This is a genomic window from Gemmatimonadaceae bacterium (genome assembly GCA_020852815.1).
Taxonomy (GTDB): Bacteria; Gemmatimonadota; Gemmatimonadetes; order Gemmatimonadales; family Gemmatimonadaceae; genus SCN-70-22.
Genome location: JADZAN010000009.1, coordinates 40924 through 59767, shown reverse-complemented (window position 1 = coordinate 59767; position 18844 = coordinate 40924). Strand labels below are relative to the sequence as shown.

Below are 18844 nucleotides of genomic sequence, written 5' to 3'. Positions count from 1 at the left end.
CGTGACCGCATCGTCCACCGCCAGCCGCACACTCCCCATCCTCGACGCCCATGGCGCGGTGGATCATGCCGCCGGCGCCGAGCGATTCACGGCCGACGTGGACCGCACCACGTGGCACGACGGTGCGCTCTGGTTCGTGCGCGAGAAGCGAGACCGCGGCGCAGCCAGCGTTCCGGAGTGGGAGCGACTGCGCGACCTCGCGTCCGCAATCAAGTCGCACACCCTCTCCCGGCTCGACGAGTACCTGGAGCGGTTCGAACGGCGGGCCACGGCGCGCGGGATCCAGGTGCACTGGGCGCGCGACGGCGCCGAGCATAACGAGATCGTGCTCGGCATTCTCGCCGCGCGTGGGGCGCGGCGCCTGGTGAAGTCCAAGTCGATGCTGACCGAGGAGTGCGGGCTCAATGCGCACCTCGAGCGACACGGGATCGAGGTCGTCGACACCGACCTGGGCGAACGCATCGTGCAGCTGCGAAACGAGCCGCCGTCGCACATCGTGATGCCGGCCATCCACCTGAAGAAGGAGGAGATCGGCGCAACCTTCCACGAGAAGCTCGGCACGCCGGCGGGGCTCGCCGATCCCGATGCACTCACCGCTGCGGCGCGGCGCCACCTGCGCGAGCGATTCCTCGGCGCCGACGCGGCGATGACCGGGGTGAACTTCGCGATCGCCGAGACCGGCGGCGTGGTCGTCATCACCAACGAGGGGAATGCCGACCTGGGGACGGCGCTCGCGCCGGTGTACATCGCGTCGATGGGGATCGAGAAGCTCATCCCGCGTGCCGCCGACCTGGGCGTCTTCTTGCGCCTGCTCGCCCGGAGCGCGACCGGGCAGGCGAGCAGCGTGTACGCCTCGCACGTGCACGGACCGCGCCCCGGTCAGGCGATGCACGTCGTTCTGGTCGACAATGGGCGCAGTACGCAGTTAGGGCGCGGCGACTTCTGGGGGTCACTCAAGTGCATCCGGTGCGCCGCCTGCCTCAACACCTGTCCCGTGTATCGTCGCTCGGGAGGCTACAGCTACGGCTCGACGATCCCCGGGCCCATCGGCTCGGTCCTCACACCGGGACTCGACGTGCGGAAGTACGCGGCGCTCCCCTTCGCCAGCACGCTGTGCGGTTCGTGCAGCGCCGTCTGCCCGGTCAAGGTCGACCTGGACCAGCAGCTGTATCGCTGGCGCCAGCTGGTGATGGCGGCGGGTGGCGCGCCGCCGCTCAAGCGATGGTGGCTGCGTGCCATGGGCGGCGTGCTGGCCGACCCGGCGTTGTTGCAACTGGCGGGACGCGTCGCGCGCGGCATGCTGCGCGTGCTCCCGCCACGCCTGGCGCGGCGCCTGGCGGGGGGATGGGGAACGGGACGTGCCCTTCCGGAGCCCCCGCGCGGGAGCTTCCGCGACTGGGTGCGCGCCAACCGGCCGGGCCGATCGTGAGCGCGCGCGAGGAGATCCTGCGCGCGGTACGCGCCGCACGAGTGGCGACGTTTGGCAACGCCGCTCCCGCGTTACCGTCGCTGCCCACAGTTGGAGAATGGCCCGGCGGAGCGGACGGCGCGCAGGCAACGCGCTCGGCGCTCGTCGATCGCTTCATGGTATCGGCACAGGGGGCGGCAGCGCGCGTGGTGCGCACCACACGCGCCGGGGTGGCGCAGCTGGCGGCGTCGGTCGCCGACTCGCTCCGCGTGGACGGCGACGGTGCGCGCGACCCAGTGGTTCTCTCGATGGTCGACGCGGTGCACGGCAACATGGCGGTTCCCGATGACCCGCATGAACTGGCGACGCTCGACCTCTTCGTGTGCGAGGGGGAGATCGGCGTGGCGGAAAGCTCGGCGATCTGGCTTCCCACCTCGCGCCTCGGGCAGCGCGCGGCGCTGCTGCTCGCCACCGAGGTCATCGTGGTGCTCGAGTCGGCGGCCATCGTTGCCGACCTGCACGCCGCCTATGCCGCGGTCGATGTGGGACGCGAGTCGTTCGGGCTCTTCCTGGCGGGGCCGTCCAAGACCGCTGACATCGAACAGTCACTGGTCATCGGGGCGCACGGTGCCAAGGGGCTCACCGTCGCCCTCATCGACGGCTGACGAGCGACCGTCGCGCGTGCGCGGAGCGTGCGCGGAGCGTGCGCGGAGCGTGCGCGGGGCGTTCGCGGAAACATGCCCTAACGCGCACCTGCCGGTCAGAGCAGCGCCTTGAGCCGAGCGAGGTCGACGTTGCCGCCGCAGATGATGGGGACGACCGTTGCATCTGACGGCAAGGCGAGGCGTCCCGTGAGGAGCGGGACCACCGCCGCCGCCCCCGCCGCCTCGGGGAAGAGCTTGGTGCGCTCCATCAGCACCTTCATGGCGTCGACGATCTCCTCGTCAGGCACCACGAACCACTCGTCCACCCAGGCCTGGCAGTGCGCAAAGTTGCGGACGCCGGCAAAGGGAGCGGCCAACCCGTCGGCAATGGTGTCGAGCTTCGCCATGCGCTGCGGCGCCCCGGCGGCAAGCGACCGTGTCATTACGTCGGCACCCGACGGTTCGACTCCCACCACACGCACCGATGGCCTGGACTGCTTGATGGCGGCCGCCACGCCGGAGATCAACCCGCCGCCGCCGCAGGCGATGATGACGCAACTGACGTCGGGGACCTGCGCGAGAATCTCCAACCCGACTGTCCCCTGCCCCGCGATCACGCGTGCGTCGTCGAAGGGATGCACCAGCGTAAGGCCGCGCTCGCGTTGCAGCTCGAGCGCGGTCGCGAGGAGGTCATCCGAGGTCTGCACCACGTTCCCGCCGTAACCCTTTGTTGCCGCAACCTTGGACGGGACCGCGGTCGCCGGCATCACGATGGTAGCGGTGATGCCAAACTGTCGCGCCCCCCAGGCCAGCGCCTGCGCATGGTTCCCGGCCGAGAGTGAGATCACGCCGCGCGCGCGCTCGTCATCTGTCAGCTGGCGCAGTGTGTTGATGACGCCACGGACCTTGAACGAGCCTGTCTTCTGGAAGAGTTCGAGCTTGAGCACGACGCGGGCGCCGGCTCTCTCGCCGATGTACGCCGACCCCGCGACGGGGGTGCGATGCACGTACGGGGCGATGGCCGTGTGCGCGTCACGAATGACGTCGATGGAGACGAGCGGGGAAGGCGCCGGTGCCGACTCGGCTGCGGAGGTCGTCATGCGGCGAATCTATCCAGCGCGTCGCGCGCCAGAAGGCGCGTCGCGCGCCAGAAGGCGCGTCGCGCACCAGAAGGCGCGTCGCGATGCGAGTGGCGCCGTGGGCGACGCGGGTTCGCCCGTCGCCCGTCACCTTGAGGACTCCGGGACGCCCCCCTACCTTCCCCCATCCCACGGTGCCGTAGCCAAGTGGTAAGGCAGCGGTCTGCAAAACCGCTATTCGCCGGTTCGATTCCGGCCGGCACCTCTCGATCGGTACCCAATCAGCGCGTCTCGTGGCCAAGCGCCGCGAGGCGCGCGTGCCGTTTGGGTTCGCTCCGATTGCCCCGGCCCCTCCAACACGAAGCGCGTTCCGTGCGTGCCCTGACCCTTCGAGCCGGCCCCGAGGCCATGCGCCTCATTCGCGAACGGGGGCTTCGCGCGGCCGACATCGACATCATCCCGGGGGCATCGGGCGGGGCCAAGTGGCTGGCGATCGCCGGGCTCGATCGCTTCCTGTTCGGGAGCTTCCTCGCCGAGCCGCGCGCACGCACGCTGCACCTCATCGGGTCGTCGATCGGCAGCTGGCGGATGGCCTGCCTGGGGCAGCGCGACCCGGTGGCGGCGCTGGCGCGCGGCCATCACGCCTACATCTACGAGCAGCGGTACTCGAAGCAGCCGTCCACGCGCGAAGTCACCGCCGTCCTCACGCGCTGCCTCACGCTCATCCTTGGCGACACCGGGACCGACGAGATCCTGTCGCACCCGTGGGCGCGCCAGCACATCATCACCACGCACGGGCGCGGGCTGGCGGCGAGCGAGCGCCGGTTGCTCCTGACGGCCGGGATCGCGCTGGCCGCCGCCGGCAACCTCGTCAGCCGCAAGTCGCTCGCCCTGCAGCTCACGCGCTTCATCTTCCACTCGGCGGGCGACCGCTCGCCCTTTCGGTCGCTCGCCGACCTCCCCACCGAGCACGTCACCCTCACGCGCGAGAACCTCCTCCCGGCACTCACGGCGTCGGGATCGATCCCGCTGCTCATGGAGGCGGTGAAGATCCCCGGGACGCCGCGTGGTGTGCATTGGGACGGCGGTGTGCTCGACTATCACCTCGACCTGGACTTTGGCCCCGGCGACGGCTTGGTGCTCTATCCGCACTTCTACAGCCACGTGGTCCCCGGGTGGTTCGACAAGTCGCTGCGCTGGCGCCGCTCCGGCGGCGCCAACTTCCGACGCGCCCTGCTCCTTGCGCCGAGTGACGACTTCGTGCGCGCGCTCCCCCGCGGAAAGATCCCCGACCGGCGGGACTTCTACGCAATGGACGATGCGACGCGCCAGGTCACCTGGCAGCGCGTGGTCGACGAAAGCGAGCGCCTGGGCGACGAGCTGGCCGACCTGCTGAGGACGGGAGAGGTCGCCGCCCGACTCCAACCCTGGTGAAACGCGAACGGCGCCGTCAGGCGCCGTTCGCACTCCCGTCCCCCGTCCGCAGTCTCTGCCTAACGCGCGACCCGTGCCCCCGCCAGCAGCCCCAGCGCGCCCAACGTCGTCTGCGCGGCGTTCAGCCCGAGCCGAAAGTCCTTGTCGCTGAACGTCGCGTAGCGATCGGTAGGCTGGTGCCAGTGCGGGTTCCATCCCGCGCCGGTGTGCGCGCCGCGCTCGTTCTCGCGCAGCGAGATGGACGCAATGAGGTCCTGGAATGGTCCGGAGTCGGTGTTCGTCATGTGCGGACCCACCGTGGCGGGGTAATCGGTGGCGTACTTCTCGTTGGCCGCGTGGAAGAACCAGGCGAGCCTGGCCGACTGCTCCGCCATTTTGGAGTTGGACTGGAACTCGACGTTCACGTCGGCTTCGGGGCGTTGCTCGGGGTTGAGCGTCCCGTCCGCGCGCGGCATGCCGTGGTCCCACAGCATCATGTCGTGCTGGATCATGCCGAGCCACCTGGGCTCCGGGTACTTCCCCGACCCGGCCGGCTCTTCCTTCCCCTGCAGCGCCTGCCGCTGCGCGATGTAGGCGCGCGCGCCGTTGAGTCCCGTCTCCTCGTTGTTCCACAGCGCAAAGCGGATCGTGCGCTCCGTCGTGACGCCGGGCATGGAAAAGACGCGCGCCAGTTCCATCACCAGCGCCGTCCCGGAGCCGTCATCGTTGGCGGCCTCGCCCCAGCCAATGCCGTCCATGTGCGCGCCGACGATGTACATCTCGTCGGGATGCACCGTTCCCACCTTGGTGCAATACACGTTTTGTCTCTGCCCGGGCACGCTCGCCTCGGCGTTGAGCTCGCGCAGTCGCGCGTCAGGCTGGGCGAGCGAGTCGTTGTTGACGCCGGTGCGGGCGCGGTTGCCGCGCAAGCGCGAGCCGCCCTGTCCAGCGCGTGGCGGCGTCGCCGGTCGCTGCCCGGGACCGGCACCGGCGGGGCGCTGCACGGGCGGCGGCGGGGTGAAGTCGTAGGTCAGGCGCTCTGGCGTGCAGCCGTAGCTCCTGAGCTGCGCCTCGATCCAATCGAGCGCGGCCCGGTTGCGCGCCGTCCCCTGGCGACGGTCGCCGAACGCGGTGAGCCCCTTGATGGTTGCCTTGTAGCGCTCGAGGTCGAGCTGGCTCACGAGAAAGGCGACCGGGTCGGCAGAGTCGGGAGCGGCGGCCTGCGCGGTGGCTCGCGCGTTTGCTTGAGCGGTGGCCTGCGCGGGCACCGGCGCGGCGAACGCCAACGAGGCGATGAGCAATGCGACGCACGTTGCGACAGATGACGCGGCGTACGATGCGACGACGCGCGTCGGGCGGCGGAGGGTGGCCTGACGAGGGGGGACGTGGCGCATGGCGGGGAGGGGGATGAGGCGACGGAGGCGCGGTGTGCCTCTTGTACGGGGGAGCGGCGTGGCGCGCTGCGCAGCCGGGATGGCGCAACGCCCACTCCCGGTCTGCGGCGCGCCGCGAGCCGCCCCAGTATGTCCCCGCGCCGCGGTGCCGTCACCCCGGAAAGCTCCCGCGCGCCGGCGTCTACTGCACCAGCAGTGTCACCGAGACCGTGCGCGTGATCGATCCGCTCGTCCCCCGCAGCCGGAGAATGTGGACCCCCGCCGTGACGAGGGGGCTGGCGTACACGGCAATCGCCGCGCTGTTGCCGGTGGTTTGCGCCGGCGTGAAGTTCACGGCGTAGTTGCTCACGTCGTCGGGGATCCCGGCGAGCGTCACCGCGCCGGCAAAGCCGTTGCTGCGGATGATGGAGAGCGAGATCGGCGTGAACATACCCCGCGTGATGGTGAGCGTCGTCGGCGATGGGATGAGGGAGAAGTCGGGCGTGCTGGACGACGTCACGGTGACCGAGGCGGTCGCCGTCGGGAGCACCGCGCCAAGGACCACGGTGACGGCGACGGGATAGTTCCCCGGAACTCCACCGATCACGTGCAGCGTGGCGGTGTCGCCGTACGTGAAGCTCGGCGTGACCCACGCGTTGCCGCCTGCGGGGAGGCCGGCGACGCGCAGCTCGAGGAACCGCCCGATGGCCGATCCCGTGCGCGTGAGCCGCACGGGGACGAGCGCCGTCCCCCCCGGGGCGATGGAGACGTTAGGCGTCAGCAGCTGGATCGTGACCAGCGGCGCCGGAGCCGCGGGGACCACGAGCGTCAGCGGCACGGTACGGGTGATGGACCCTGCCACCCCACGCACCACGAGCGGATAGCTCCCGGCTGCAACGCTCGCCCCCACCGCAACGGTGAGGGTGCTGGTGCTCCCGGTAACGCTGGCGGGATTCGCCGTGGCGGTGACGCCGGCGGGGAGCCCGGTCACGTCGAGGGTGACGGCGCCCGGATTTCCCGTGCGCTGGATGGCCACCGCCGCCTGCGCGTTCCCGCCGGCCGGGACGGTCACCGATGCCGGGGTGACGGCGAGCTGGAAGTCAGCCGGCGTCGTGACGCCCAGCGTGACGGTGACCTGCCTGACGAGGCTCCCCGCCGTCCCCGTCACGACGATCGGATAGAGACCGTCCGGGGTGGCGGCCGACGTGGCGATCGTGAGCTGCGCGTTCCCACTCGTTAGGCTCGGCGGGGCGAACGACGCCGTCGTGCCCGGCGGGAGTGCGCCCGCCGACAGGACCACCGGCCCCAGCCCGACCTGCGAGACCGTGATGGACAGCGTCACGAGCCCTGAGCCGCCAGGTGCAACGTCCACCTGCGCCGGCGTGGCGACGATGCTGAAGTCGGGTGGCACTGGAGCGGCTTGCACGTCGAGGAGGAAGCGCGCGGTGTCGGCCGAGCCGCCAGACGTGGCGTAGAGCCGCACGAGGTACTGCCCGGTGGATGCTCCCTGGGGGACAGCGAGCGATAGCGTGGACGTGTTCGAGGTCGTGGACGACGGGGCGAAGGTGACAGTGCTCCCCGCCGGAAGGGTGGCGGGATCGACGGAAAACGTGACGGGCGCCGTGAAGCCGGTGGCGCGCGCCACCGCGACGGCGATGTCGCGTGACGTCCCCACGGTCATGGTCTGCGCGTTCACGCCGGACAGGCGGAACGGTCGGAGCACTTCGCCCGTGATGGGGGTGGTTCCCACAGTGGCCGTGGCGCTCCCGGTGCTCGTCGCCACCACATCGAACTGGAAGAGTCCAGGGGCGGCGTTGGCGGCCGCCGACAGCGTCAACATGGACGTCCCGTTCCCGCTCACCGTCGCTGGGACAAACGAGGCAGTGACGCCACCGGGAAGGGAGCCGCCCAGGGAGAGCGCGGCACCCGAGGGCCCGCCCGCGAGTGAGATGGACAGCGACGAGGTCGTCGTCGAGCCGGCCACGACGTCCAGCCGCGCCGGCGACGCGCTTACCGAGACCACCGGCGCCACGATCTGCTGACTCGACGGCGGTGCCTTGCACGCGGTTGGCGACAGGGCGCAGAAGAGGAAGCAGGACGACAGGTTCGCGACCATGATCGCGAGCACCGCGACGCGCACGAGGCGAACGGTCCACCGCATGAGTTGGCTCCGGGTAGCGGATACGAATCGGGCGATGGTCGCCCCACGTCGTTGCACGCTCGCATGGCGCCGATCGTATCACGGTGGCGTGCACCGTCTCCGATGAAGCCACGGGCGCCTGGGTCGCTCTGGCCTGTTGACGCCGGCAACCGGTACCTTGGCGCCATGCCGTCGGCTGAGCGTTCCACGCCCTCGCGCCGCGTAGCCGCCCTCCAAGGAGCGCCGCCTGCGCTGTTCGCTGTCCAGCGTTGGCGGAAAGCCGCGTTGGCGATCATGCGCCTGGCCGCGTCGTCAGGCGCACTGCTGCTCGCGGCGGCCCAAGGCGCCGCGCATGCGCCGCACGCCGCCGTGGCGCAGCTCCCGCAAGCAGTGCGCGGCGACTCGTCCGCGCGCGGCATCGCCGCGGCGGCACAGGGCGCTGCCGAGCGCGGCCGCCTCGCCGAATGGGGGGCGCCGTGGCGCAAGCGCCTGGCGCGCGACGCCGCCGACCGGCGCGCTCGCTATGCGGTGGCCACCCACGACCGCCTGTCGTATGCCGTCGCGGCGGCCACCGCCGGCTTCGCCCGCTTAGGGCAACCGGCGCGCGCGGCGGGTACGCGCGTGGCGCCGGCACTCCCCCCTGCCGCCGACGACGTCACCCGTCAGGCGCAATACTGGACGGCGGCGCTGGCCGCGCAGCGCGGCCGGCACGACGAGGCGATCGAATCCCTCGTCATGCTGGAGCGCACTGCGCTCGCCGAGAACGACACACTCACCGCACTCGACGCCATGCTCCTGCGCGCGGGGGCCATCCTCCGTCGCCAGGGTCCCCTCGCCGCCACGCCGATCCTCGAACGCGGCGACGCGCTGCGTTGGGGGGACGATCCCACGTTGCAGGTGGCGGCACGCTGCCGGTGGGCGGCCGTCCATTCCCGGCGGGGGGCACGCGAGGAGGCCCGTCGTGCGGCGCGCGAGGGGATGGCGCGCGCGGCCAATGCCGGCTTGTTGCGCCTGGCGGCATCGTGCCGCTTCACGCTGGCCACCGAGTTCGCTCGCAGCGGCTTGAGCGACTCGGTCGCCGCGCACCTCATTCCCGCGATGGCGGCACAACGCGCCACGCTCGACCTGGCCGGCCTCGCCGCGTCGAGCCAGTGGGCGGGCTTCTACAGCGCATCGCTGGGCCACTTCACCATGGCGCAACGCTACCAGCGCGAGGCGTGGGAGCTGGCCATACGCGCCCAGGTGGCCGATGCCGCTGCCTGGACGGCGCTCAATCGGGCGGCGGTGGCCCTCGCCTTCCGCGACGCAACCGCCACGGCGACCTGGCTCCCGCGCGCCGACTCGCTGATGCGCCGCCTCGACGATCCGGCGGGGCGCGTGGAGGTGGCCCGGCTGCAGGCGCGTCACGCCCTCGCGCGCGGCGACACGAGCGCCAGTCGCGCCGCGCTGGCGATGGCCCACTCCCTCGCCGGGCGACTCGGCGACCCGCAGTTGCAGCTGGCGGTGGTTGCCTCGCAGCGCGCCAGCGCCATGCGCGCCGGCGCGCCGGGCGAAGCGGGCAAGCTCCTCCGCGACGAGGCGGCCCTCATCGACAGGTACGCCCTGGATGGGTGGCGCCTGTCGCTGGCCGCCACACGCGGCGAACTGGCGCTCCGACAGGGCGACGTGGTGGCCGCCCGCCCACTCCTGCAGCGCGCGGCCGAGCAGTTGCACCCCAGCCAGCATCACTTTCGCCACGTGATCGAGGGGCAGCTGGCGCTGACGTACGCGCTGGAGGGCGATGGTCGCGCGGCGGCGCGCGTGGCGAGGGCGGCGGCCGAGTCGTTTGACAGTTGGCGGGCCTCGCTTGCCGACAGCGCGTTGCGGCTGCTCACCGTGCAGGCGGTGGAGGGGGACCGCTGGTATCAGGCGATGCTGGAGGCGCGCCTGGTGGCCCTCGGCGAGATGGAAACCGCCTTCCTCCTCTCCGAGCGGCGCCGGGCCCGCGAGCTGCAAGAGCGGCTCCTGCTGGCCGCGGCGTGGCACGGCGACGGGGGCGGCGATGGGCGCCCCGCGACGTCGCGCCCGCACGTGCAGCTGGCGACGTCCGCCCCGCCCACCGTCGAGGCGCTGCAGCGCGCCGTCCCCGACGCGCGCACGGCGGTCGTGACCCTCACCCTCGGCGCGGGGACGGCGCCGGGGCTCGCCTTCGTCCTCACGCGCGACACGCTGGCGGCCTTTGCGTTGCCGCCACGGGAAGTCGTCGCGCCGCAGGTGCGGCGCCTCGTCGCGCAACTGGAGGGCGGGCGCCCCGACGGTGGCGCCTCACGACGGCTTGGCGACCTCCTCCTGACCCCGCTGTTGCCGCTGTTGCAACTGACGGGAACGACGCGGGTGATCTTCGTCCCCGAAGGTGTGCTCCACCGCCTGCCGCTCGACGTGCTCGCCTTGCCCGACGGACGCCCCTTTCTGGCGCAGTTCGAGACGGCGGTGCTCCCCGCGGTGGGAGTGCTCGCGACGCTGCGCGAGCGCGCAGCGCACGCGAGGGGGGCGCGCGCGGAGGGGAGCGCAGCGGCGCCGGCCGTCCTCGTGCTCGCCGATCCGTTGGAGGCACGGGTGCGGACCGGCGAGGACCATCCGTTCGCCGCGTCGGCCGTCGCCGGGGGTCGAGGCGGGCTCCCGCGCCTCCACGGGGCCCGGGAGGAAGCCCGCCGGCTGCAACGCGCCTTTCCCGCGGCGGAGCTTCGGCTCGGCCCGGCGGCGAGCGAAAACTTCGTACGGTCCAACGTGGAGCGCTTTGATGTGCTCCATTTCGCCACGCATGCCGTCGTCGACGAATGGTCGGGCGCCACGGCCGCGTTGCAGCTGTCGCCCACCGCGGGCGGCGAGGATGGATGGCTCGAGGCCGGCGAGATCAGCGCCATGCGCCTGCGCGCCGCGCTGGTCGTCCTCTCGGCGTGTCGCACCGTCGGGGGCGAGGTGCTGGCGGGCGAGGGAGTGCGCGGCCTCACTGGCGCATTCCTGGAGGCGGGGGTCCCGCGCGTGATCGCCACGGCGTGGCTGGTGCGCGACCGCGAACTGGCGCCGTTGCTGGGCGACTTCTACGACGCGCTGGCGCGCGGTGTGTCATATGGCGCCGCCTTGCGGCTGGCGCGCCTCGACGCCAGGGCGCGCGGCGCGACGCCGGCCACGTGGGCCGCATTCGCCCTCGTCGGCGATCCCACCGGCACCCTCACCGAACCGGCGACCCGTTAGGCGCGCCGAGTCGGACGCGCACCAGGGGCGAGCGCCGCTCGTTGCCGTCGCCCCGGTCGGCGCGCACCATCCAGTCGAACGTCTGCGCGCGGCGCAGCGCCTCGCGCTCCGCCGCGGTCGGGACGTACACCGTGTCACGCACCGTCTGCGACAGCACCAGCGCGCCGAGGCTGTCGAACGCCTCGACGACATACCGCGCCTCGATGCCGCCCACTGCGGCGCCGGTCACGCTCCGCCAGGTAAAGACGAGCGTTCCATCGGCCGTCGCGCCGCTTGGCGCCACGATGACAGTTCCGCCGTCGCCCCCACGCACCACCGCCCCACCCTCCTCGCCATTCCCGAGGTGCTGTTGCCACCACGTTCCGCCAAGTGCAACGGCGACGAGGACGGTGGCAGCGATCGCCCAGCCGGTGCCGCCCCACGCTCGCGAGGAAGGCCGAGCTGAACGGTGCGCGGGCAGCCGTGGCGCGTCACGCGCCGCCAACGCCTGCGTCACCCCGACGTCCGTCACTTCCGCGAGCCGCGCATCGTGCCCGGCGCGAGCCAGCGTGCGCATGAGCTCGAACTCGGCAAGGCAAAACTGGCATTGCAGCACGTGATCGAGCGTGCCAAGCTGGGTCGCGACGTCGCCCTCTGCCAGTTGCGCCAGCACCTCGGGCAACGGGCAGCTGGCACGCGCCGCGGGGCGTTGCGCCGCGGAATGTGCATCGCCCCCTGCTGACTTCAGGTGCGCCTGATAGGCGCGGCGCAGCGCGTCGTCGCTCATTCGCCCTCCGGCCAGCGATATCCCATCTGCGTGAGTCGTTCACGCAGGTCGTCCATCCCGCGGTACAGCAGGTTGCGCACGCGAGCGTCATCCCATCCCAGCAAGCGACCGATCTCGTCGCGCGGGTATCCCGTCAGGTGCAACCGCACCACCGCGCGTCGCGACTCGACCATCCCCGACAGGGCGCGGGCGATCGCCGCGCCAAGGTCGTCGACCATGGTGCGTGCGTCAGCGGCAGTCGCCGCGGGGGCCGCGGTGGCCGCTGCGTCCTCGAGCGGGAGGGCGCGCGTGGCCCGGCGCCGCTGCCGCAGCAGGTCAACCGCCGCCGCCATGGCAGTCCGGTATACGTATGACGTCGGGAGGCGCGCGATCTCCTCACGTTCGGGGTGCGCACGCCAGATGCGGATGCGCACCTCCTGCAGCAGGGCGTCGATCTCGTCAGACTCCAGCGCGTGGCGTCCCCCAATCGCGCGCACCATCTGCCCCAGGCGCTCCAGCAGCGCATCGAGCAGCGGCGTGGCGTCGCGAGGGCCGTCAGGCGTGACGGGTGATGGCATCGCCCAACCGTACCGAGCGCAGCCCCCCTCCGCCAGCCGCGCCCCGGGCATGGCGCACGCCCCGGCTCATGGGCGTGACCATTGGGCAATGACGCGATCGGCATCGTCGTCGACATCGGGCGAAGAGGGCCCGGCGTCGGCCAGGTAGCGGCGCAACGTCGCCAGCATCGCCTCGGTCCACCCCGCGAACGCGGGGGCGACGCACCTCGCGGGGGGCGGACTCGACCATGGCGAGCGCATCCTTGAATGAGCGTTCATTCAAGAAAAGCCGTGGCCACGGGCATTTCGCGGGCAAATCCCCCGCACGGAGGGCGGGGACCGACTAACTTCCGGTATGCCCAAGACCAAAGCCGCGGCCTCGGCCGCCACCGCCGTCGTGCAGCCGACCGCCTTCACGTTCATCGAGAACGAGCGCACGTACACCTGTGTGCGAGAGGGGCTCCGTGGTGCCCACGACGATCCGTGGTGGTGGTTCTCGGTCTCGAGCGATGATCGTCACCGGTACGCACCGTTCCGGGCAGAGCCTGGCGATACCGAGGCTTCGGTGCGCCCTCGCGTCGTTGCCTATTACGAGGACCTCCTCGTGCGCCGTTCGGCGCCGGCCGAACCGCGCTGGCGCGGGCGCGGCCAGGGAAACACGGCCAAGCCGGCGGCAGCGGCCCCCCCGGCGGCCGCGCCGGCCGAGCTCGACGAAGTGAGCTGAAACGCGCCCCGCTACCCGACGATGGGCGGGAGCGCCATCGCCCCCACGCCCTGCCCATCGCCGGTGACGATGCGTCGGTGGTAGTCGAGCTGCCCCAGGTGATAGGCCAGGTGCGTTGCCAGATGCAACAGGGCACGATGGATCGGGATCGACGCCGGGCCAAGCTGCATCGACTCGCCAAGCCTCGCCGCGGGGCACGATTGGAGGGCGAGCGTCACCTCGGCGATGGTGATGTGGATCAGCGCCGCCAGCTCCGCGCGTGACGTTCCCCGCGTGGAGAACTCCGCCTCGCGGTCGCGCACGTATCCCGAGTTGCCGAGTCCCGCGCCGACGAAGTGCCGCATGTTGCCGCACAGGTGCAACACGAGCGTTCCGCCGGCGTTAGGCACGCCCGATGGCGCGGCCCACACCGACGCATCGTCCGGATAGGCGAGCACCTCGGCGCGCAGCGCGTTGAGGTCGCGCGCGAAGACGAGGGAGAGGTCGTGCAACAGGGTGGCGCTCATGGCTGCTTTCCCCCGGTACGATCGAGCCCGGCGAGGATCACGTGGGCGGTGATGGGTTGACCAGCGGGCGATGCGAACTCCACCGTCCCCGCCGTCTCCAGCAGCTCGAAGCGCGTTGCGCTCTGCGGGACGAGCTCGAAGGCGACCTTGTGCCCGAATGGGTTGACGAAGAGACGATTCCCCCGGCGCGTGACCTTGGCCACCGGAGCGCTGCCGCTCGCGTACGTTCCCACGTAGGAGTCGAGGACCCGCACCGGGATCGAGACGTTGCTCCTCGCGACCCTGGGGCCACGTTCATCCGATGGCAGGTTGGGGAGCGGGCGCACCCAGATGTTGCGATAGCGCACCGGATGGTCGTGGTCCTGCAGCGTGATCGGCAGTTCGTCGGCGTGCTTCGCGTATGGCTCGAAGTGCAGCCAGCCCGTCCCCCCCCACAGTTCGGCGGCGTCCTGCACCAGCACACCGTTGTGCAGCACCGTCATCCGTGCGGGAGAGACGAGTGCGCCCGACGCGGAGAAGCGTGGGCGCCGGAAGACGATGTCGTAGACCTGCCACTCACCGGCGGGGCGTGAGGCGTTCACGAGTGGCGGGTGCTGGCCATAGATCGCCCCGGCCTGGCCGTCGGCGTACGTCGTGTTGCCGTGCGAGTCGAGCACCTGCACTTCGTACTTCCCCATGATGATCACCCCGCTGTTGCCGCGATCCTGCCCCGAGCCAACGGGGGGCGTCGGGGTGGCCCACTCGATGTGCAGCTGCATGTCGCCAAAGGCGCGCGCACTGGTGACCGAGCCGGCGTGTGGGACGGTCTGCATGACGCCGTCCTTGACGAGCCACTTGGCGGCCGAGCCGTCGTCGGCCCTCCACTCACCCAGCGACCGTCCGTCGAACAGGACGATGGCGTCGCTGGGTGGTGCGCCAGCGCTCGACCCCGGCGTCACGACGCGCGGGCGCGGGCGGTCGAGGTCGTGGATCTTCCATCCGCGCGACGCATCCTGAGCGCGCGCCAGCTGGGGAAGGGCAGTAGCCGTGGCCATCAGGCACGCTGCAGCTGCAACAGAAACTCGGGTTCGACGACGCATGGACGCTCGGTCACTTCGGGAAGGTGCACACGGCGCGGGTGCCGCGTCGCATCACATCCTAAGCAACGAACGCGCACCCACACGCGCAAGCGTGCCGTCGCGCTCACTGCGCCGCCTGCTTCATCACCAGTCCATCGATGGCGATGCGGTACTCCCTGGGGGCGCTGTTCCAGGCGATGGAGTACGAGGCGGGGTAGTCGCATGGGACCATCACCTGAAGAGTGGGGGAGGAATCGCGTGCCATTCGATTGCGGACGGATGATGACCGTTCCGCGAGCGGCGCGAATGGGTGGATCGACCCCCTCTCGCCATCGCCCGCTGTTTCCTGTTGTTTTGGGGGATGCACCCTTGCCACGACACTCCATGAACAAGCGCGACTTCCTTCGCACGCTCGGCGGCACCCTCGGCGGCTCCATGGTGGGCGCCTCAGTCGGGCGGTCCGTGCTTGGCGCCTGGTTCAGCGACGAGCAGCTGGCTCGTTATGCAGCGCTCCCGGCAACTGCACTCGCCGAGGACGAGGCATTCTGGGCCAGGATCCGTGCCGGCTTCCGGCTCACCGATGCGTACATCAACCTCGAGAACGGCTTCTTCTGCCTGCAGCCGCAAGAGGTGCTCGAAGCGTTCATCGCGCACGTGCGCGACATCAACCTCGAGGCGTCGCACTACATGCGCACGCGCCAGGGCGACGACAAGCTCGCCGTGCGCACGCGACTGGCCTCGCTGGCCGGATGCTCTCCGCAGGAGCTCATCATCACCCGCAACACGACCGAGTCGCTCGACACCGTCGTGGCAGGCTACAACTGGAAAGCAGGTGACGAGGCGGTGATGGCTGAGCAGGACTACGGTGCAATGCTCGACCAGTTCAAGCTCCAGGCGAGGCGCTACGGGATCGTGAACCGGGTCGTCTCGATCCCGATGGATCCGGCGTCGGACGACGAGGTGGTGCAGGTGTATGCCAACGCCATCACCCCGCGCACGCGATTGCTGATGGTGTGCCACATGGTGAACATCACCGGGCACGTCCTTCCGGTGCGCAAGATCGCCGAGATGGCGCATGCGAAGGGCGTCGACGTGATGGTCGATGGGGCGCACGCCTTTGCTCATCTCGACTTCCGCATCCCCGACCTGGGGGTCGAGTACTATGGGGCGTCGCTGCACAAGTGGCTGGCGACGCCGTTAGGCGCGGGCGTCCTCTACGTACGGCGCGACAAGATCGCGGGGCTGTGGCCCATCTATGGCGATGCCGGGCCCGCCGACGACGACATCCGCAAGCTCAACCACACCGGAACGCACCCGGTGCACACCGACCTGGCGATCAACAACGCCATCGACTACCACCTCGCCATCGGCGCCGCGCGCAAGGAGGCGCGGCTGCGCTACCTGCAGAACTACTGGGTGTCGAAGGTCCGCGGAATGCGCGGCATCATCCTCAACACCCCTACCGATCCCCGTCGTTCGTGCGCCATTGCCAACGTGGGGGTGAAGGGGATCGCGCCGGGCGACCTGATGGACATCCTGATGAAGAAGTACCGCATCTGGACCGTGGCCATCGACGGTGCCGGGGTGCACGGCGTGCGCGTGACGCCGCACCTGTTCACGAACACCGCCGAGCTGGATGCCTTCGTGAAGGCGCTGGGCGAGCTGGCCGCGTAGCGAGACGGGTGATGCGGAGGGCGATGCGGTGGCGGGCGATTCGGTGGCGGGGGATTCGGTGGCGGGGGATTCGGTGGCGGGCGCTGCTAACTTGCGTCGTGTCGCCGCGGCGCTTGCGCCTGGCTCTCGGACGTACTCACCAGGATCACCAGTACTCACCTGCACTCGCCCGCCCATGACCCGTTTCGCCTATTTCGGCAAGCAGATCGTCCCGATTGCCGACGCCAAGGTCAGCGTGATGACGCACGCCTTCAACTACGGCACCGGCGTGTTTGGCGGCCTGCGCGGCTACTGGAACGCGGACGAGGAGCAGTTGTACGTCTTTCGCCCGCGCGATCACTTCAAGCGCTTCCTCCACTCGGCGTCGTTGCTGCGCATGCAGCTCGACTACACGCCGCAGTCGCTCACGGAGATCGTCACCGAGTTGCTGCGCACCGAGGGGTGGCGGGAGAACTGCTACATTCGCCCGCTGGCGTACAAGGCGAGCGAGACCATCGCCGTGCGCCTCAACGCACTCGACGACGCCGTCACCATCTTCTCCCTCCCGTTTGGGGCCTACACGTCGAATGAAACCGGGACGCACGTGGCCTTCTCGGCGTGGCGGCGCGTGGAGGACAACGCCATTCCCGCGCGCGGCAAGATTGCCGGCGCCTACGTGAACTCCGCGCTCAGCAGCACCGACGTGCGGCTGGCGGGCTACGACGAGGCGCTCGTGCTCAACGAGGACGGCCACGTGTCGGAGATGAGCGTTGCGAACTTCTTCATCGTCCGCGATGGCGTGGCTATCACGCCGAGCGTGCAGAGCAACGTGCTGGAGGGAATTGTCCGCCGGTCGGTCATCCAGCTCCTGCGCGACGAACTCGGTGTTCCCGTCGTCGAGCGCAACATCGATCGCAGCGAGGTCTACATCGCCGATGAAGCCTTCATGTGCGGGACCGGCGTCCAGATCTGCGCCATCACCAGGATCGAGCACCGTAACGTGGGCGATGGGGTGATGGGGGCAGTGACGAGCAAGCTCCGCTCGCTCTTCTTCGATGTTGTGACAGGAAAGGTCGCGATGTACAAAAGCTGGCTGGCGCCGGTGTATCGCTGAAAGCGGGCGCGAAAACGTAAGTCGTGGCAGATTGCCCACTTGCGCCATTTGGGGTCAGAGTCACCGAACCAAATTCTCGGTGACTCTGACCCCAAAGCTGACCGCAAGGCTGACCGCTAGTCTGCTATGTCAATTCTGCGATCACGACCCTAGTCCCGGTCCTCGACGTCGGCGTGCAGCTTGTGGAAGAACCGGTGCACCACGGGCGACAGCGTGATGCCGGCAACGAGGATCACGGCGAGGCCGCAGTAAAGCGCGAACACCCCGGCGAAGAGCTTCCCCCCCGACGTGTGCAGTTCCGTCACCGGCCCCATTCCGCCCAGTAGCATCGAGGCGTTGAGGAAGGCGTCGAGCCACGGCATTCCCTCGAAACCGTGATAGCCCGCCATCCCCACGCCGAGTGATATGGCGACTATGGCGCTCCCCACTGCGGTGGAGTAGGCCAGGCGCTGGTAGAACTCGCGACGCGGAATGAGCGGCTCTGATCGATGCTCGAACACGGCTACGCCTCCGGTGATGTCGTTCCGCGCCGGCGCCGGCTTTCGTGCCCGCCCCCGCGCCGCCGCCCCTCCCTCACGATGCGGCGGCCTCTCGCACGCGCTTCCAGTCCAGCCAGACCAGCACGGTGAACGCCGTCATGGTCACGGCCGATATGGCGCACCACGGGCAGAACGTCTTCATGATGATGAACTCCGCGTACTTGAGGCGGAGCGTGAAGACAAACGCCGGATAGACGAGCGCCATGAGGACGAGCGACGGCCACCGGTCGCTGGCGAATCGCTCCTGCGTGCCGAGGATGGCCACGACCAGGATGAGGGTGTAGCCCACGGCGCCAATCAAGGCGACGTCCACGCCAAGGAACCACCCCCACGACGAGAGCTGCACCATCTCGCATCCGTGGCCGGCCCCGCACGCCAGCGCCCCCATGAAGCCCAGCTTCCACAGGTGGAGGTAGAGCGCGACCCCCGCATTGAGCAGGGCGGCGACCGCCATCACCTGGCGAATGGTGAGGGCGCCGGCGGTCGGGCCGGTGGTCTCGCCGGCGGTCGCTGCGTTCACGCCAGTGTCGTCAACGCCCTTGGCGCGGTCGGAATGGGTCATGGCGGTGGAACGGGACTCGGAAGACTTCGGAGGGTGAGAAAGCTACCACGTCCGCTGCCGCACCCGCTCCCCCGGCATGTCCCTCACCCTCCCAC

Annotated in this window: 16 protein-coding genes and 1 tRNA gene; 8 read left to right on the top strand and 9 right to left on the bottom strand. The window is 70.4% G+C overall.

Features of this window, described 5'->3' with window-relative positions; genetic code table 11:
• Position 1 precedes the first annotated feature (1 nt).
• Together IT359_04435 and IT359_04430 are read left to right on the top strand one after the other, a co-directional pair.
• On the top strand, positions 2-1429 hold the full coding sequence (locus IT359_04435) for a lactate utilization protein (GenBank protein ID MCC6928223.1): 1428 nt from the start codon (positions 2-4) through the stop codon (positions 1427-1429).
• On the top strand, positions 1426-2073 hold the full coding sequence (locus tag IT359_04430; protein ID MCC6928222.1) for an LUD domain-containing protein: 648 nt from the start codon (positions 1426-1428) through the stop codon (positions 2071-2073). The genes IT359_04435 and IT359_04430 overlap by 4 nt, the downstream gene beginning before the upstream one ends.
• A 95-nt stretch (positions 2074-2168) precedes the next feature.
• On the opposite strand, the gene IT359_04425 is transcribed toward IT359_04430, so the two are convergent.
• A complete protein-coding gene (locus IT359_04425) occupies positions 2169-3152 on the bottom strand; it encodes a threonine/serine dehydratase (GenBank protein MCC6928221.1) in 984 nt (327 codons plus the stop codon).
• 172 nt (positions 3153-3324) lie between these two features.
• Here IT359_04425 and IT359_04420 point away from each other — a divergent pair.
• A tRNA-Cys gene (locus IT359_04420) sits at positions 3325-3396 on the top strand.
• Positions 3397-3470: 74 nt separating this feature from the next.
• Complete coding sequence (locus IT359_04415; protein MCC6928220.1) at positions 3471-4565, top strand: patatin-like phospholipase family protein; 1095 nt, start codon at positions 3471-3473, stop codon at positions 4563-4565.
• A 59-nt stretch (positions 4566-4624) separates the two neighbouring features.
• Here the strand turns inward: IT359_04415 and IT359_04410 are convergent, their stop codons facing one another.
• Positions 4625-5938: a M20/M25/M40 family metallo-hydrolase gene (locus IT359_04410; protein MCC6928219.1), complete on the bottom strand. Its 1314-nt coding sequence runs from the start codon at positions 5936-5938 to the stop codon at positions 4625-4627.
• 181 nt (positions 5939-6119) lie between these two features.
• Positions 6120-8078, bottom strand: a complete 1959-nt coding sequence (locus IT359_04405; GenBank protein ID MCC6928218.1) for a hypothetical protein — start codon at positions 8076-8078, stop codon at positions 6120-6122.
• A gap of 273 nt (positions 8079-8351) precedes the next feature.
• On the opposite strand from IT359_04405, the gene IT359_04400 reads away from it, so the two are divergent.
• Positions 8352-11291: a CHAT domain-containing protein gene (locus tag IT359_04400; GenBank protein ID MCC6928217.1), complete on the top strand. Its 2940-nt coding sequence runs from the start codon at positions 8352-8354 to the stop codon at positions 11289-11291.
• Here the strand turns inward: IT359_04400 and IT359_04395 are convergent.
• Together IT359_04395 and IT359_04390 are read right to left on the bottom strand one after the other, a co-directional pair.
• On the bottom strand, positions 11269-12057 hold the full coding sequence (locus IT359_04395; GenBank protein ID MCC6928216.1) for a hypothetical protein: 789 nt from the start codon (positions 12055-12057) through the stop codon (positions 11269-11271). The genes IT359_04400 and IT359_04395 overlap by 23 nt on opposite strands.
• Positions 12054-12614 (bottom strand): sigma-70 family RNA polymerase sigma factor, encoded by a 561-nt coding sequence (locus IT359_04390; protein ID MCC6928215.1) that lies wholly within the window; start codon positions 12612-12614, stop codon positions 12054-12056. The genes IT359_04395 and IT359_04390 overlap by 4 nt, the downstream gene beginning before the upstream one ends.
• A 334-nt stretch (positions 12615-12948) precedes the next feature.
• Here IT359_04390 and IT359_04385 point away from each other — a divergent pair, with 334 nt between their 5' ends.
• On the top strand, positions 12949-13317 hold the full coding sequence (locus tag IT359_04385) for a hypothetical protein (GenBank protein MCC6928214.1): 369 nt from the start codon (positions 12949-12951) through the stop codon (positions 13315-13317).
• Positions 13318-13328: 11 nt separating this feature from the next.
• Here IT359_04385 and IT359_04380 read toward each other — a convergent pair whose 3' ends face one another.
• The gene (locus tag IT359_04380) at positions 13329-13823 is read right to left on the bottom strand and encodes a DUF1572 family protein (protein MCC6928213.1); all 495 of its coding nucleotides are present in this window, start codon (positions 13821-13823) and stop codon (positions 13329-13331) included.
• Positions 13820-14857, bottom strand: a complete 1038-nt coding sequence (locus IT359_04375; GenBank protein ID MCC6928212.1) for a DUF1080 domain-containing protein — start codon at positions 14855-14857, stop codon at positions 13820-13822. The genes IT359_04380 and IT359_04375 overlap by 4 nt, the downstream gene beginning before the upstream one ends.
• A gap of 393 nt (positions 14858-15250) precedes the next feature.
• Between IT359_04375 and IT359_04370 the strand changes: the two genes are divergently transcribed.
• Positions 15251-16555, top strand: a complete 1305-nt coding sequence (locus tag IT359_04370) for an aminotransferase class V-fold PLP-dependent enzyme (protein ID MCC6928211.1) — start codon at positions 15251-15253, stop codon at positions 16553-16555.
• Positions 16556-16730: 175 nt separating this feature from the next.
• Positions 16731-17648, top strand: a complete 918-nt coding sequence (locus tag IT359_04365; protein MCC6928210.1) for a branched-chain amino acid transaminase — start codon at positions 16731-16733, stop codon at positions 17646-17648.
• 149 nt (positions 17649-17797) lie between these two features.
• Here IT359_04365 and IT359_04360 read toward each other — a convergent pair whose 3' ends face one another.
• On the bottom strand, positions 17798-18148 hold the full coding sequence (locus IT359_04360) for a hypothetical protein (GenBank protein MCC6928209.1): 351 nt from the start codon (positions 18146-18148) through the stop codon (positions 17798-17800).
• A 73-nt stretch (positions 18149-18221) separates the two neighbouring features.
• Positions 18222-18749: a vitamin K epoxide reductase family protein gene (locus IT359_04355; GenBank protein ID MCC6928208.1), complete on the bottom strand. Its 528-nt coding sequence runs from the start codon at positions 18747-18749 to the stop codon at positions 18222-18224.
• Positions 18750-18844 lie beyond the last annotated feature (95 nt).

Coding starts and splice junctions, on each gene's coding strand:
- IT359_04425 (MCC6928221.1), bottom strand. CDS start 3,152: ATGACGACCTCCGCAGCCGAGTCGGCACCGGCGCCTTCCCCGCTCGTC.
- IT359_04410 (MCC6928219.1), bottom strand. CDS start 5,938: ATGCGCCACGTCCCCCCTCGTCAGGCCACCCTCCGCCGCCCGACGCGC.
- IT359_04405 (MCC6928218.1), bottom strand. CDS start 8,078: ATGCGGTGGACCGTTCGCCTCGTGCGCGTCGCGGTGCTCGCGATCATG.
- IT359_04400 (MCC6928217.1), top strand. CDS start 8,352: ATGCGCCTGGCCGCGTCGTCAGGCGCACTGCTGCTCGCGGCGGCCCAA.
- IT359_04395 (MCC6928216.1), bottom strand. CDS start 12,057: ATGAGCGACGACGCGCTGCGCCGCGCCTATCAGGCGCACCTGAAGTCA.
- IT359_04390 (MCC6928215.1), bottom strand. CDS start 12,614: ATGCCATCACCCGTCACGCCTGACGGCCCTCGCGACGCCACGCCGCTG.
- IT359_04385 (MCC6928214.1), top strand. CDS start 12,949: ATGCCCAAGACCAAAGCCGCGGCCTCGGCCGCCACCGCCGTCGTGCAG.
- IT359_04380 (MCC6928213.1), bottom strand. CDS start 13,823: ATGAGCGCCACCCTGTTGCACGACCTCTCCCTCGTCTTCGCGCGCGAC.
- IT359_04375 (MCC6928212.1), bottom strand. CDS start 14,857: ATGGCCACGGCTACTGCCCTTCCCCAGCTGGCGCGCGCTCAGGATGCG.
- IT359_04365 (MCC6928210.1), top strand. CDS start 16,731: ATGACCCGTTTCGCCTATTTCGGCAAGCAGATCGTCCCGATTGCCGAC.
- IT359_04355 (MCC6928208.1), bottom strand. CDS start 18,749: ATGACCCATTCCGACCGCGCCAAGGGCGTTGACGACACTGGCGTGAAC.